This window comes from Streptomyces sp. NPDC104313, from assembly GCF_055583985.1.
In genome coordinates, this window is record NZ_JBVJMW010000001.1 from 837,751 (window position 1) to 852,808 (window position 15,058).

Annotated in this window: 11 protein-coding genes; 10 read left to right on the forward strand and 1 reads right to left on the reverse strand. The window is 71.7% G+C overall.

What is annotated here, in order from left to right; translation table 11 throughout:
• Positions 1-330 precede the first annotated feature (330 nt).
• Positions 331-3,318 (forward strand): beta-N-acetylglucosaminidase domain-containing protein, encoded by a 2,988-nt coding sequence (locus tag ACZ60Q_RS03730; protein ID WP_469627786.1) that lies wholly within the window; start codon positions 331-333, stop codon positions 3,316-3,318.
• 40 nt (positions 3,319-3,358) lie between these two features.
• Here the strand turns inward: ACZ60Q_RS03730 and ACZ60Q_RS03735 are convergent, their stop codons facing one another.
• Positions 3,359-3,895: an HNH endonuclease gene (locus tag ACZ60Q_RS03735; RefSeq protein WP_397762945.1), complete on the reverse strand. Its 537-nt coding sequence runs from the start codon at positions 3,893-3,895 to the stop codon at positions 3,359-3,361.
• Between the two features lie 314 nt (positions 3,896-4,209).
• Here ACZ60Q_RS03735 and ACZ60Q_RS03740 point away from each other — a divergent pair, with 314 nt between their 5' ends.
• From ACZ60Q_RS03740 to ACZ60Q_RS03780, 9 genes are all read left to right on the forward strand, one after another.
• Positions 4,210-5,277, forward strand: coding sequence for a mechanosensitive ion channel family protein (locus ACZ60Q_RS03740; protein WP_469627790.1), 1,068 nt, complete (start codon positions 4,210-4,212; stop codon positions 5,275-5,277).
• Positions 5,278-5,481: 204 nt separating this feature from the next.
• On the forward strand, positions 5,482-6,705 hold the full coding sequence (locus ACZ60Q_RS03745; protein WP_469627793.1) for an ROK family transcriptional regulator: 1,224 nt from the start codon (positions 5,482-5,484) through the stop codon (positions 6,703-6,705).
• Between the two features lie 60 nt (positions 6,706-6,765).
• A complete protein-coding gene (locus ACZ60Q_RS03750) occupies positions 6,766-8,097 on the forward strand; it encodes an ABC transporter substrate-binding protein (protein ID WP_469627796.1) in 1,332 nt (443 codons plus the stop codon).
• 6 nt (positions 8,098-8,103) lie between these two features.
• On the forward strand, positions 8,104-9,045 hold the full coding sequence (locus tag ACZ60Q_RS03755; RefSeq protein ID WP_469627799.1) for a carbohydrate ABC transporter permease: 942 nt from the start codon (positions 8,104-8,106) through the stop codon (positions 9,043-9,045).
• A 3-nt stretch (positions 9,046-9,048) separates the two neighbouring features.
• Positions 9,049-9,951 (forward strand): carbohydrate ABC transporter permease, encoded by a 903-nt coding sequence (locus ACZ60Q_RS03760; protein ID WP_469627802.1) that lies wholly within the window; start codon positions 9,049-9,051, stop codon positions 9,949-9,951.
• A gap of 1 nt (position 9,952) precedes the next feature.
• Complete coding sequence (locus ACZ60Q_RS03765) at positions 9,953-11,218, forward strand: 6-phospho-beta-glucosidase (protein WP_469627805.1); 1,266 nt, start codon at positions 9,953-9,955, stop codon at positions 11,216-11,218.
• Entirely contained in the window at positions 11,209-12,192 is a 984-nt protein-coding gene (locus tag ACZ60Q_RS03770; protein ID WP_469627807.1) for an N-acetylglucosamine kinase, read from the forward strand. Before ACZ60Q_RS03765 ends, ACZ60Q_RS03770 begins: the two co-directional genes overlap by 10 nt.
• A gap of 367 nt (positions 12,193-12,559) precedes the next feature.
• Entirely contained in the window at positions 12,560-13,948 is a 1,389-nt protein-coding gene (locus tag ACZ60Q_RS03775; protein WP_469627810.1) for a hypothetical protein, read from the forward strand.
• Positions 13,949-13,959: 11 nt separating this feature from the next.
• The gene (locus ACZ60Q_RS03780; RefSeq protein ID WP_469627813.1) at positions 13,960-14,997 is read left to right on the forward strand and encodes a glutamate ABC transporter substrate-binding protein; all 1,038 of its coding nucleotides are present in this window, start codon (positions 13,960-13,962) and stop codon (positions 14,995-14,997) included.
• Positions 14,998-15,058: the final 61 nt, after the last annotated feature.

Consider the following 15,058-nt stretch of genomic DNA (forward strand, 5'->3'; position numbering starts at 1 on the left):
TGGCAGACGTGGACGTGATGCAGGCGTTATGACAACGACCCCAACGTGCCCTGGGTCACATTCCGTTCCCCCCGGGCGGCAGGTATGGGTCATTTTCGGCCACTCTCGACCGACGCGCCAGCCCCAGAGGGCTCAAAGGCGTCACCATTCCCGGCAAATGCGGCAGAACAGCCATGCGCATTGACACCCTCGCGCCCGGGTGGTGGGCTCGGAACCCGCCGGGGTCCGCCGCTCGCTGTCCGAGAGGGCGGCACTGCGGTCCATCGCTGTCCGAGGGGGCGGCACGGCGGTCCATCGCCGGCAGTTGGTCGTTACGAAGGGGAGCGCGACGTGCGGATCGGGCGCAGAAGGCAGGCGACGGCCGTGGCCGCCGCCGTGATCGGCGGACTCCTCGGATCCGTCTCCGTCGCTCCGGCCGCGACGGCCGCTCCCGCCGATCCCGGCAGGCCCGTCGTCGGCGCCGACCGCACCGACAGCGCGCGGACACCGTCCGTATGGCCCCGGCCCCAGAGCATGAAGGCCACCGGGCCGGCCGTGCCGCTGGGTTCCGAGGCCACGCTCGTCGCCGCGCCGGACGCCGATCCGTACGCCGTCGAGCAGGCGCGCTCACTGCTGCGCGGGGCGGGCGTCCGGACCCTGCACGAGAGCCTGCCGGGCGGCGGGCCGGTGGTCCGTATCGGCGGCGGCGGAGCCGGCGAGGCGCTGCGGGCGCTGCGCGCTCCCGAACGGGCCGATCTGCCCCCGGGCGGCTACCGGATCGCGGTCGGCCAGGTCTCCGGACGCGCCACCGTCGCGCTGGACGGGCTCGGCGCGGACGGCCTCTTCCACGCCGTGCAGACCCTGCGCCAACTGATCGCCGACGGCTCGGTGGCCGGCGTGACCGTACGGGACTGGCCGGGAACCGCTGTGCGCGGCATGGCCGAGGGGTTCTACGGGGAGCCGTGGACCCGCGAGGAGCGGCTCGACCAGATCTCCTTCATGGGCCGCACCAAGCAGAACCGCTACCTCTACGCGGCGGGCGACGACCCCTACCGGCTGGCGCGCTGGCGCGAGCCGTACCCGGCCGACAAGCGGGCCGACTTCCGGGCGCTCGCCGAGCGGGCGCGCGCCGAGCACGTCACGCTCGGCTGGGCGGTCTCACCCGGTCAGGCGATGTGCATGGCCTCGGAGAGGGACGTCCGGGCCCTGACGAAGAAGATCGACGCCATGTGGGCGTTGGGCGTCCGGGTCTTCCAGCTCCAGTTCCAGGACGTCAGCTACAGCGAGTGGCACTGCGACGTCGACGTGGAGACCTTCGGCAGCGGCCCGAAGGCGGCGGCCCGCGCGCAGGCCCGGGTCGCGGGCGTCCTCGCCCGGCACCTGGAGGAACGGCACCCGGGCGCCGCCCCGCTGTCGGTGCTGCCGACGGAGTTCTACCAGGACGGAGCCACCGACTACCGCACCGCGCTGGCGGCGGAGCTGGACGACCGGGTGCAGGTCGCCTGGACCGGTGTCGGGGTGGTGCCGAAGAAGATCACCGGCGGTGAACTGGCCGGGGCCCGCGCCGCGTTCCGCCACCCGCTGGTGACGATGGACAACTACCCGGTCAACGACTACGCCCAGGACCGTATCTTCCTCGGCCCGTACACCGGCCGGGACCCGGCGGTGGCGAGCGGTTCGGCGGCGCTGCTGGCCAACGCGATGGAGCAGGCCTCCGCCTCGCGGATCCCGCTGTTCACCGCCGCCGACTTCGCCTGGAACCCGAAGGGGTACCGCCCGGACGAATCGTGGCGGGCGGCCGTGGAGGATCTGGCGGGCGGGGACGCGGGGGCCCGGGAGGCGCTGCTGGCGCTGGCCGGGAACAGTGCGGGCTCGGTGCTCGGCGCGCAGGAGTCCGCCTATCTCCAGCCCTTGTTCGACGCGTTCTGGAGCTCCCGCGCGGACGCCTCCCGCCGCGACCGGGCGGCGGACGAGCTGCGCGCGGCCTTCTCCGTGATGCGAGGGGCCCCCGAGCGGCTGAAGACCCCCGCTGAGGGCCGGCTGACCGACGAGGTGCGCCCCTGGACGGAGCAGCTGGCCCGCTACGGCCGGGCCGGTGAGCTCGCGGTGGACCTGCTCCAGGCCCAGGCCGCCGGGGACGGCGCCGCCGCCTGGCGCGTCCAACTGGCCCTGGAGCCGCTGCGCGAGGAGATCGGGGCGAGCCGGGCCACGGTCGGCGAGGGCGTGCTGGACCCGTTCCTGGACAAGGCGGCGAAGGTGTCCGCCGGGTGGAACGGCACCGACCGCGCCTCGGGCCGGGTCACGAGAGACGCGCACAGCTATACGGTCCGGCTGGCCGGGCCCCGCCCGGTGGAGGCCGTCACGGCGCTCGCCGAGCCCGGAACCGCCCTCACCGACGCGGTCGTGGAGGCCCACGTGCCCGGTGAGGGGTGGCGGGCGCTCGGGAAGCTCTCGCCGAGCGGCTGGACCCAGACCGCCGCGAAGGGGCTGCGCGCGGACGCCGTACGGGTCACGGTGCCGGAGGCCGCCCGGACCACCCCGCCCTCGTACCTGGGCCCCGCCCTGCCCCCCGCCCCCGCCGTCGTGGCGGGGTCCCCGCAGGTGCGCGCCCTGGTGCCGTGGTTCGGCGACGAGCCCGCCGCCACGCTCGACCTGACGCGCGGCGAGACGGACGCGGAGATCGGCGGCGAGCCCCAGCGGGTCGAGGCGCGGCTGGCCGGGCGGCGTCCGGTCGAGGTGAAGGGCAAGCTCAAGGCGAAGGCCCCCGAGGGCATCGAGGTGCGGGTCCCGAAGCAGACGACCGTGCCGCGCGGATCGCGTACGGACGTGCCCGTGGACATCACCGTCCCGGCGGACACCCCGGCGGGGGAGTACGAGGTTCCGCTGACCTTCGGCGGCCAGGAGTCCACGTTGACGGTGCGGGCCTTCCCCCGTACGGGCGGCCCGGATCTGGCGCGTACGGCGAAGGCCTCGTCGTCCGGTGACGAGACCCCGGACTTCCCCGCCTCGGCGGCCTCCGACGGCGATCCGGAGACCAGGTGGTCCTCGCCGGTGGAGGACGGGGCCTGGTGGGGGGCCGAGCTGCCGAAGCCGGTGCGCCTGGGCCAGGTGGTGCTGAACTGGCAGGACGCGTACGCCTCCCGTTACCGCGTACAGGTCTCCGCCGACGGCCGCGTCTGGCGCACCGCCGCGACGGTGGCGAAGGGCCGGGGCGGGCGCGAGTCGGTCCGGATGGACGCCGAGGACACCCGGTTCATCCGGGTGCGGGGCGAGCGCCGGGCCACGGAGTACGGCTACTCGCTCTGGTCGGTGGAGGCGTACGCGGTCACCGACGACTGACCCCGCGCGCGCTGCGGCGGGGGACGACGAAGGCCCGGCCTCAGGCGGACACGCCGTCGATCCGGGCCATCACGTCGTCCGCGCCGAACGGTTGCAGATACGGCAGCCAGCGCGGGTCACGGTGTCCGGTCCCGATGATCCGCCAGGCCAGTCCGGTCGGCGGGGCGGGCTGGTGGCGCAGCCGCCAGCCGAGCTCGGGCAGATGGCGGTCGGCCTTGACGTGGTTGCAGCGGCGGCAGGCCGCCACCACGTTGTCCCAGGCGTGCTGTCCGCCGCGACTGCGCGGGATGACGTGGTCGACGCTGGTCGCGGCGGCCCCGCAGTACATGCAGCGCCCGCCGTCCCGGGCGAACAGCGCCCGCCGCGTCAGCGGGACGGGGCCCCGGTAGGGGACGCGGACGAAACGCTTGAGCCGGACCACACTGGGTGCGGGCACGGCACGGGTGGCACTGTGCAGAAAGGCGCCGGACTCCTCGAGGCAGATGGCCTTGCTCTCCAGGACGAGGACGAGCGCGCGGCGGAGCGGTACGACGCCGAGCGGCTCGTACGACGCGTTGAGAACCAGGACGTGCGGCACGGTGGATGCCTCCTTGTACGCCGGCGGCGCGTGGCTCGCGCCGGGACGATCCGATCTCAGTCTCTCCTCATGCCTGGTCAAAGCGCCACCACGTACGGGTAACGGGCCGGGAGGATTTTTCTCACTCCGGGCTCCGCACACCGTTCGGCGGCGCCGAACAGGTGTTTCACCTGGGCGGCCGTCCGCGCTGTGCGATCGGCCACAGCGGAGGTGTTCCCGGTGAGACCCGTCTCTCCTCCCGCTACGGCAACGATCCACTCCCCCGGTTTCGTTAGTGTTGTTGACCAGCCGTCGTCCCCCTGGAGGTCCCTGTCGTGTCGCTGTCCGTCCTCCTGGCCGCAGCCCCGTCTCCCGAGCCGGGCGGCTCGCTGGGCGAAGCCGCCGAACAGGCCGGGAACGCCGCGGGCTGGGTCGAGGAGAACTGGTCCACCTGGCTGAGCACCGGGTTGCGCATCCTGCTGATCGTGGTGGTCGCGATCACGCTGCGTTATCTGATCCGGCGCGCCCTGACCAATCTGATCGAGCGGATGAACCGCAGCGCCCAGGCGGTGGAGGGCACGGCGCTGGGCGGGCTGCTGGTGAACGCCGAGCGCAGACGCCAGCGCTCGGAGGCGATCGGCTCGGTGCTGCGCTCGGTGGCCTCGTTCGTGATCATGGGCACGGCCGTCCTGATGATCCTGGGCGCCTTCAAGATCAACCTGGCGCCACTCCTCGCCTCCGCCGGTGTCGCGGGTGTGGCCCTCGGCTTCGGCGCCCGCAACCTGGTCACGGACTTCCTGTCCGGCGTCTTCATGATCCTGGAGGACCAGTACGGGGTCGGGGACACCGTCGACGCGGGGGTGGCCTCCGGCGAGGTCATCGAGGTGGGGCTGCGCGTCACCAAGCTGCGCGGGGACAACGGCGAGATCTGGTACGTCCGCAACGGCGAGGTGAAGCGGATAGGCAACCTCAGCCAGGGCTGGTCCACGGCCGGGGTCGACGTCACGGTGCGCCCGACGGAGAAGCTGGAGCACGTCCGCGAGGCGATCGCCATGGCCGCCGACACGATGACGAAGGAAGAACCCTGGTCGGAACGGCTGTGGGGCCCGGTGGAGGTGCTCGGCCTGGACGCGGTCCTGCTGGACTCCATGACCGTCCGCGTCACCGCCAAGACGATGCCGGGCAAGGCGCTCGGAGTGGAGCGCGAGCTGCGCTGGCGCATCAAGCAGGCGCTGGACGACGCGGGCATCCGGATGGTCGGCACCCTGCCGCTCCAGACGGACGGCGCGTCCACGGCGGACCCGACGGCCGCGATGGCGGCCCCCTCCGCGTACGCCTCGGCGACCTCCCCGCAGTCGCTGGCGGCGACGCCGATACCGCCGGCGACGAACCTGAGCAAGTAGCCCCTTCCACAGCGCCCCCGGCCGCCCCCTGGACCCCAGGAAGCGGCCGGGGGCGTCGCCGTGCCAGGTAACACTTTGATTGTCCGACAGCCGCCCCCCATTGACGCCCCGGTGGCCTGCGCCCTACCGTCCTCTCAACCAAATAGGAAACTTTCCTAACAGAGTCACGGGCGCGAGTCCCTGACAGAGGGCGGTGCATCCACGATGGCGGGAACCACTCCCGGCGCACCCGGCACGCCGGGCACACCACGGGTGCTGCGGGCCATGAACGACCGGGCCGCCCTCGATCTGCTGCTGGAGCACGGGCCACTCTCCCGGACCCGGATCGGAAAGCTGACCGGCCTCTCCAAGCCCACCGCGTCCCAGCTCCTGGCCCGGCTGGAGGCGGCCGGTCTGGTCGTCGCCACCGGGACCAGCGAGGGGCGCCCCGGACCCAACGCGCAGCTCTACACGGTGAACGCGCGGGCCGCCCAGGTGGCCGGGCTCGACGTGAACGGGCGGCGCATCGTCGCCGCCGTCGCGGACGTGACCGGTCGGACCGTCGGGGAGTTCGAGCTGGCCACCCCGGGCCGGCGCGCCGACAGCGTGGTGCGCCAGGTCGCCGACGCGCTGGACGGGGCGGTGAAGGACGCCGGGCTGACCCGCGCCGACATCCACCGGGTCGTCATCGGCACCCCGGGAGCCTTCGACCCGGGCACCGGGCGGCTGCGGTACGCCTCGCACCTGCCCGGCTGGCACTCCCCCACCCTGCTGGACGAGCTGGCCGCGTTCCTGCCGATGCCGGTGGAGTACGAGAACGACGTCAATCTGGTCGCCGTCGCCGAGCAGCGCCTGGGCGCGGCCCGCGGCCACGAGGACTTCGTCCTGCTGTGGAACGAGGAGGGCCTCGGCGCCGCCCTCGTCATCAACGGCCGGCTGCACCGAGGCTTCACCGGCGGCGCGGGCGAGGTCGGCTTCCTGCCGGTGCCGGGCACCCCGCTCGTGCGTCAGGTCGTCAAGGCCAACAGCGGCGGCTTCCAGGAGCTGGCGGGCGCCCAGGCGGTGCCCCGGCTCGCGAAGGCGCTGGGCATCGACACCCCGCAGCAGCCGTACGCGAAGGTCGCCGCCGACCTGCTGGCGCGGGCGGCCGACGCGTACGAGCGGGACGAGGCGCTCTCCGAGCTGCTGCGCCAGTACGCCCAGCGGCTCGCCACCGGGCTCGCCTCCGTCACCGCCGTCCTGGACCCCGGGCTGATCGTGCTCTCCGGCCGAGCGGTCGCGGCGGGCGGCGAGATCCTGCGCTCCCTGATCCAGTCCGAACTGGCCGAGCTGGCCGCCTCCCGGCCCCGGCTCGTCGTCGGCGAGATCGACCGTACCCCCGTACTGCGCGGCGCCCTGGAGAGGGCGCTGGCCGACACCCGCGACGAAGTGTTCGACACCTCGCGCTGAACCACGCTTCTCCCCCCGTTCCCCGTCGTCTGCCTCTTCCCCGTCCTTGGGAGTTTTGTCATGCGCACAAGCCGTCTCACCACCACCGCTGTCGCCGTCGCCGCGATATCGGTGCTCGCCACCGCGTGTACGGGCCAGTCCGAGGCCGGCGCCTCCGACGACCCGGACGCGAAGACCACGATCAACTTCTGGCACGGCTGGAGCGCGCCCGCCGAGGTGAAGGCGGTCAAGGACAATATCGACCGGTTCGAGAAGGCCCACCCGAACATCACGGTGAAGGTCTCCGGCAACATCAACGACGACAAGCTCAACCAGGCGCTGCGAGCGGGCGGTTCGAACGGGCCCGACGTGGTCTCGTCCTTCACCACCGCCAACGTGGGCAAGTTCTGCTCGTCGGGCGCGTTCGCGGACCTGAAGCCGTTTATCGAGAAGTCGAAGCTCGACCTGGAGAAGACCTTCCCGAAGGTCCTCCTCGACTACACCCAGTTCGAGGGCAACCGCTGCGCCCTGCCGCTGCTCACCGACGCCTACGGCCTCTACTACAACAAGGACGCCTTCGAGAAGGCCGGGATCACCGCGCCGCCGAAGACCATGTCGGAGCTGGCGAGCGTCGCCAAGAAGCTGACGGTGGAGAAGGGCGACAGCTACGGGCAGCTCGGCTTCATGCCGACCTTCCACGGCTACGAGACCGTCGCCGACCACTACCTGTCCTCGTGGGACCACACGTACTTCGACGAGAACGGCAAGTCCAACATCGCCAAGGACCCGGCGTTCGCGGAGATGTTCACGTACCAGAGGAAGCTCGTCGAGGACCTCGGCGGCTACGACAAGCTGGAGAAGTACCGAGGCACCTTCGGCGACGAGTGGGGCGCCAAGCACCCGTTCCACACCGGTCAGGTCGCCATGCAGCTGGACGGCGAGTGGCGGCTCGGTATGGCCGAGGACACCAAGCCCGGCTTCGAGATCGGCGTCGCGCCCATGCCCGTCGCCGATGACGAGGCCGACAGCTACGGCAAGGGCTTCCTCTCCGGCACCATCGTCGGCATCGCCCCGGCCAGCAAGAAGCAGAACGCGGCCTGGGAGCTGATCGAGTTCATGACCAGCGACACCAAGGCCGTCGTCGACTTCGCCAACGGCATCCGGAACGTGCCCTCCACTTTTGAGGCGCTGAACTCCCCCGACCTGAAGTTCGACCCGCGGTTCAAGACCTTCCTGGACATCGCGCAGCACCCGAAGTCCAGCACCCCCGACGGGGCCGTCAACGGCTCCACGTACCAGCAGACGCTCCAGGACTTCGGCTACCAGTACGAGAAGGGCGCGGTGAAGGACCTCCAGGCCGGTCTGGAGAAGACCGCCCAGCAGATCGACACCGACATCGCCAAGGCCAAGTAGCCCCCGATGACGACGCACACACTCCGCTCGAAGCGCCGCAGGTCGGCGCTGCGCACGGCGGCCTTCATGTCGCCGTGGCTGATCGGGTTCTCGGTCTTCTTCGTCTACCCGATGCTCTCGACCGTCTACTTCTCCTTCACCCAGTACGACGGCTTCGGGGCGCCGGTCTTCAACGGGCTGGCCAACTGGACCTACGTCTTCAGCGACTACCCGATGTTCTGGCCGTCGCTGCGCAACACCCTGTGGCTGGTGCTCGTCATGGTCACCTGCCGGGTCGTCTTCGGTCTCGGCATCGGGATGCTGATCACCAGGATCAAGACGGGGACCGGGGTCTTCCGGACGCTGTTCTACCTGCCCTATCTGGCCCCGCCGGTCGCCGCGACACTCGCCTTCGTCTTTCTGCTCAACCCCGGCACCGGGCCCGTCAACGCGATCCTCGGAGACCTGGGCCTGCCGACGCCCGGCTGGTTCAACGACGCCTCCTGGTCCAAGCCGGCGCTCACCATGCTCGCGGTGTGGGGCATCGGGGACCTGATGGTCATCTTCATGGCCTCGCTGCTGGACGTGCCGACCGAGCAGTACGAGGCGGCCCAGCTGGACGGCGCGTCCGCCTGGCAGAAGTTCCGCTTCGTGACCCTGCCGAACATCTCGCCGATCGTGCTGTTCGCCGTGGTGACGGGCGTCATCCAGGCGATGCAGTACTACACGCAGCCACTCGTCGCCGGAAAGGTCGCCTCCGGAGTCATCGGCGGCTCCGGCCAGTCCTTCGAACCCGGCTATCCCGACAAGTCGACACTGACGCTCCCGCAGCTCGTCTACAACCTGGGCTTCCAGCGCTTCGACTACGGCGCCGCCTGTGTCGTCGCCCTCGTCCTGTTCGCCCTGGCCATGGCCTTCACCGCGCTGCTGATGCGGGGCCGCAACAACCTGATATCGGCCGGTGACTGAGCCATGACCCAACTCCTCGAAAAGACCGCCGCCCCCGACCCGGCGACCGCCCCGCGGTCCCCCGCCGCGCGCACCGCCCGCCGCAAGGCGCTGCTGCACTGGATCGCCGTGCACTCCCTCGGGATCGCCGCCGCGCTCTTCTTCGTGCTGCCGTTCGTCTTCGTGGTGCTGACCTCGCTGATGAGCGACCAGCAGGCGCTGACCCGCGACCTCACCCCGAACACCTGGGAGTGGGGCAACTACGAGCGGGTCTTCAACACCCCGGGCTTCCTGACCTGGTGGCGCAACACCCTGCTGTACGCGGGCGTCGGCACCGTCCTGACGGTCGTCTCGTCCGTGCCGGTCGCGTACGCGCTGGCGAAGTTCCGCTTCCGGGGCCGCAAGCTGTCGCTGATGCTCGTCATCTCGATGATGATGCTGCCGCCTCAGGTCGTCATCATCCCGATGTACCTGTTCTGGGCGAAGCAGATGGACCTGTCCGGCACCCTGTGGCCGCTGATCATCCCGATGGCCTTCGGTGACGCGTTCTCCATCTTCCTGCTGCGGCAGTTCCTGCTGACCATCCCGAACGAGTACCTGGACGCGGCCAAGGTCGACGGCTGCGGTGAGTTCCGTACGCTGATGAAGGTCGTCCTGCCGATGGCCAAGCCGGGCATAGCGGCCATCGCCCTCTTCCAGTTCTTCGCCGCCTGGAACGACTACTTCGGACCACAGATCTACGCCTCCGAGAACCCGGCCGCCTGGACGCTCAGTTACGGCCTCGAATCCTTCAAGGGCGCACACCACACCGACTGGAACCTGACCATGGCCGCGACCGTTCTGGTCATGGCCCCCGTGATCGCCGTCTTCTTCTTTGCCCAGAAGGCATTTGTCGAGGGCGTCACACTGACCGGAGTAAAAGGCTGACATGAAGCTCGCAGTAGTGGGTGGCGGGTCCACCTACACCCCTGAACTGATCGACGGATTCGCCCGGCTGCGGGACACGCTGCCGATCGAGGAGCTGGTGCTCGTCGATCCGGCGGCCGACCGCCTGGACCTGGTGGGAGGTCTCGCCCGGCGGATCTTCGCCAAGCAGGACCACGCCGGAAGGATCACGACCACCACCGATATCGACGCGGGCGTCGCCGACGCCGACGCGGTCCTGCTCCAGCTGCGCGTCGGCGGACAGGCCGCGCGCGACAAGGACGAGACCTGGCCGCTGGAGTGCGGCTGCGTCGGCCAGGAGACCACCGGCGCCGGCGGCCTCGCCAAGGCCCTGCGCACCGTGCCGGTCGTCCTGGACATCGCCGAGCGGGTCCGCCGCGCCAACCCGGACGCCTGGATCATCGACTTCACCAATCCGGTCGGCATCGTCACCCGCGCCCTGCTCCAGGCCGGGCACAAGGCCGTCGGCCTGTGCAACGTGGCGATCGGCTTCCAGCGGAAGTTCGCCCGGCTGCTGGACGTGAACCCCTCGGAGGTGCACCTCGACCACGTCGGGCTCAACCACCTGACCTGGGAGCTGGGGGTGCGCCTGGGCGGCCCGGACGGCGAGAACGTCCTGCCGCGGCTGCTCGCCGAGCACGGCGACACCATCGCCGACGACCTGCGCATGCCCCGCCAGGTCGTCGACCGGCTCGGCGTCGTCCCCTCCTACTACCTGCGCTACTTCTACTCCCACGACGAGGTGGTCAGGGAGCTCGGCACCAAGCCGTCCCGGGCCGCCGAGGTCGCGGCGATGGAGAAGGAACTGCTCGCGATGTACGGCGACCCGACACTGGACGAGAAGCCCGAGCTGCTCGCCAAGCGCGGTGGCGCGTTCTACTCCGAGGCGGCCGTGGACCTGGCGGCCTCCCTGCTGGGCGACGGCGGCTCGCCGGTCCAGGTGGTCAACACGTACAACAACGGGACCCTGCCGTTCCTCCCGGACGACGCGGTGATCGAGGTCCAGGCCCGGGTCGGTCACGACGGTGCGACCCCGCTGGCCGTACCGGCGCTGGACCCGCTGTACGCCGGTCTGATCGCCAACGTGACGGCGTACGAGGACCTCGCCCTGGAAGCCGCGCTGCGCGGCGGCCGGGACCGGGTCTTCAAGGCGCTCCTCGCCCACCCGCTGATCGGCCAGTACGAGTACGCCGAGGGCCTCACCGACCGGCTGATCGCGCACAACCGGGAGCACCTTTCGTGGGCGTGAACGTGTCGGTCGTCGCCATCGACGCGGGCAACAGCAAGACCGACGTGGCGCTGATCGGCGAGGACGGCACGGTGCTGTCCTCGGCGCGCGGCGGCGGCTTCCAGCCGCCCGTGGTCGGGGTGGAGGCCGCGATCGACGTGCTGGCCGCCGCATGGGGGCGGGCCCTCGCGGAACTGCCGGACGCCGACGGCCCGCCCGGCGCGTCCGCCCATGTCTCCGCGTGCCTGGCCAACGCCGATCTCCCGGTCGAGGAGGCCGAGTTGGCCGAGGCGCTGGAGGCCCGGGGCTGGGGCTCCTCGGTGGAGGTGCGCAACGACACCTTCGCGATCCTGCGCGCCGGGGTGGACGAGCCCCGGGGCGTCGCGGTGGTCTGCGGGGCCGGGATCAACTGCGTGGGCATGACCCCGGACGGGCGGACCGCCCGCTTCCCCGCGATCGGGCGGATATCCGGCGACTGGGGCGGCGGTTCGGGGCTCGCGGAGGAGGCGCTGTGGTTCGCCGCGCGCGCCGAGGACGGGCGCGGCGAACGGTCCGAGCTGGCCCGTGCGCTGCCCGGCCACTTCGGGCTCGACTCGATGTACGCGCTCATCGAGGCACTGCACCGGGGCGCGATCCCGTCGGCGCGGCGGCACGAGTTGACGCCAGTGCTGTTCGCGACGGCCGCGGGCGGGGACCCGGTGGCCCTCGCACTGGTGGAGCGGCTGGCCGAGGAGGTGGTGGCGATGGCCTCGGTCGCGCTGAGCAGGCTCGGCCTGCTGGCGGAGGAGGCTCCGGTGCTGCTGGGCGGCAGTGTGCTGGCCGCGCGCCATCCTCAGCTGAACGGCCGGATCACCGAACTCCTCGCGGCCCGCGCCCCGAAGGCCGAGGTGCGGGTCGTTTCCGAGCCGCCGGTGCTGGGCGCGGCGCTGCTGGGCCTGGACCGTACGGGCGCCGCGCCGGAGGTCCACCGGAGGCTGCGCGCGCAGTACGTCTGAGGACCGGAGCACGTCGTAGGTCACGGGGCGTCCCCTCACGCGGTTCGCGTGAGGGGACGTTCCTCGTACGGGTGAACGCCCGGCCCGCGAGCGGCCCGAGGGAACTGATCGGGCTCCTGGGACGTGTACCTGATGGGGAGTCCGTTCGCTTATGGGGATGTATCGGGGCACCTTGCGCCGCTTGCCTTGATCGGCCGCGTCCGCCCTGATCGAATGCGGGGACTGATGTGGGGACAGATATGGGGACCGCTACGGGAAACAGGCGTTCCTGGTGTGGATGTCCGTCCCCGCGGCCATACTTCTGGCCGGGCGCGCATCCCTGGGCCGGGGACGGAGGCCCGCCGTCAGTGACCGAGGGGGAGGTCGAGTGACACACCCGCCGAGCGGCGGCACGCAGACGTCGCGCACGCCGGACCCGGTATCCGCGCACGTCGGCGTGGACGCACAGCGCCGCACCACGCGGGCCGCGCGGGCGGAGCGCCTGCGCGCCGTGGCGACGACCGAGCCCGGCCGGCTCCAGATCATCGGGGCCGTCCTGGCCCTGCTGGTAGTGGCGTTCGGCGCGGTGACCACCCTGGAGATCTCCTCGCGGGCCTCCTCGGCCGACGACGTGGTCAGCCGCAGTCAGCCGCTCAGCGCCGACGCGGCGGACATCTACCGCTTCCTGGCGGACGCGGACACGACGGCGGCCAGTGGCTTCCTCGCGGGCGCGCAGGAGCCCGAGGCCGTGCGCGAGCAGTACCGGAAGGACATCGAGGAGGCGGCCCGGCTGCTGGTGAAGGCGTCGGGGAGCACCGAGTCCGACAGTGCGTCCAGCCGTGAGATAGCCACCCTCAACAAGCTGCTCCCGGTCTACACGGGTCTGATCGAGCGCGCCCGTGCCAACAACCGCCAGGGCCTGCCGCTGGGCGGCGCCTACCTCCGGTACGCGAACCAGAAGATGACCGGCGAGATGCTGCCGGCCGCCGAGCGGCTCTACGCGGCGGAGACGGGCCGGCTGGAGACGGACTCCGCCGACGCCCGGCAGTGGCCCCTCCTGTCGCTCGGCGCCGGGGTTCTGGTGCTCGGCGCGCTGGCGTGGATGCAGCGGCGCACCTACCGCCGGACGAACCGGGTGCTGAACCACGGGCTGCTGGCGGCGACGGCCACCACCTCGGTGGTGGTGCTCTGGCTGGCCGTGGGACACACGGTGGCCCGTGCCGAGCTGCGGTCGGCGATGGTGCACGGCCAGGCGTCCCTGGATGTGCTCAACGACGCGCGGATCAACTCCCTGAAGGCGCGCGCCAACGAGAACCTCACCCTGGTGGCGCGCGGCGCGGTGCTGACCCCCGACGGCTCCGCCGACCAGTACGAGGCGGACTACGGCACGGGGATGAAGGCGTTGAAAGCCCGGTTGGAGAAGGCCGACCGGCTCGCGGACGACGAGAGCGGCAAAACGCCGGTCCTCGACGCCGCCGAGGGGGTGGCCCAGTGGCAGGTCCGCCACCGCGAGGCCCGTGCCACGGACGACCACGGCGACTACGACGGCGCCCTGGAGCAGATCATCGGGACCAAGGACTCCACCGGGCAGTCCTTCCAGCAGGTGGACGCCGCGCTGGAGAAGGCGCTCGCCCATGAGCAGGGCGAGTTCACCTCGGCGGCGAAGGACGGGCGCGGGGCCCTGCGGGGCCTGCCGACCGGTGGAGCGGCGCTGGCGGTCCTGGGGGCCGCCGCCGTGATCGTCGGGGTCAACCGCAGGCTCTCGGAGTACCGGTGAGAGGGGCAGCGATGAGCAGGTCGAAGGGCCGGCCCGCGCACGGCGGCCTGCGCGGCTGGGGCGGTGTGGCGGGGATGGCGGGGGCGTGCGCGGTCACCGCGGCGGTCACCCTGCTGCCGCTGGCCCACCACAGCGGCGGGGCGGCCGGGGCGGACTTCCCGGGCGGCGGAGCGGTGACGGCCGACCGGGCACGGGCCGAGGAGTGCACCGAGCCGGAGGCGAGCCTGCCCGCGTCGAGCGCCGACGGGCCCAGCATCGACAGGATCAAACAGCGCGGCAAGCTGATCGCGGGCGTCGACCAGAACAGCTTCCGCTGGGGCTACCGCAATCCGGCGGCCCGGGAGCTGGAGGGGTTCGACATCGATCTGGTGCGGGCCATCGCGAGGGACGTCCTGGGCGACCCGGACGCGGTGATCTTCCGCGCGATCCCCACCAACCAGCGCATCGCCGCCCTGGAGAACGACCGGGTCGACGTCGTCGTGCGGACGATGACGATCAACTGCAAGCGGCTGGAGCAGGTCTCCTTCTCCACCGCCTACTTCCAGGCCGGGCAGCAGGTGCTCGCTCCGAAGGAGTCGACGATCACCGGCTACGACGAGTCGCTGAAGGGCAAGCGGGTCTGCTCGGCCGAGGGCTCCACGGCGTACGAGGCACTGGAGAAGAAGTCCTTCGGGGCGCTCTACAAGGACGACTTCGACGGCACCGAGCGCGACCGGGACCTGCTGACCGTGCCCAACCAGCTGGACTGCCTGGTGCGGCTCCAGCTCGGCGAGGTGGACGCGGTCGTCACGGACAACGCCCTGGCGGCCGGTCAGGCGGCGCAGGACCCGGCGGTGGAGCTCAAGGGGAAGGCCCCGTTCACCACGGAGTACTACGGCGTCGCGACGAAGAAGGGCGCCGACGACCTGGTGGCCCGGGTGAACAAGGTCCTCGTCGACTACCGGGCGGGCGGCCCGAACAGCCCCTGGATGACGTCGTACCGCGAGTGGCTGGCGACGGACCTGCCCGGCATAGAGGGCCCGCCCGCCCCCAAGTACCGCGGGGACTGAGCCGGAGCGCCCCTGCGCGCACGGACCGGGGCGAGCGGACCGGAGAAGTCCGGTGCAGACC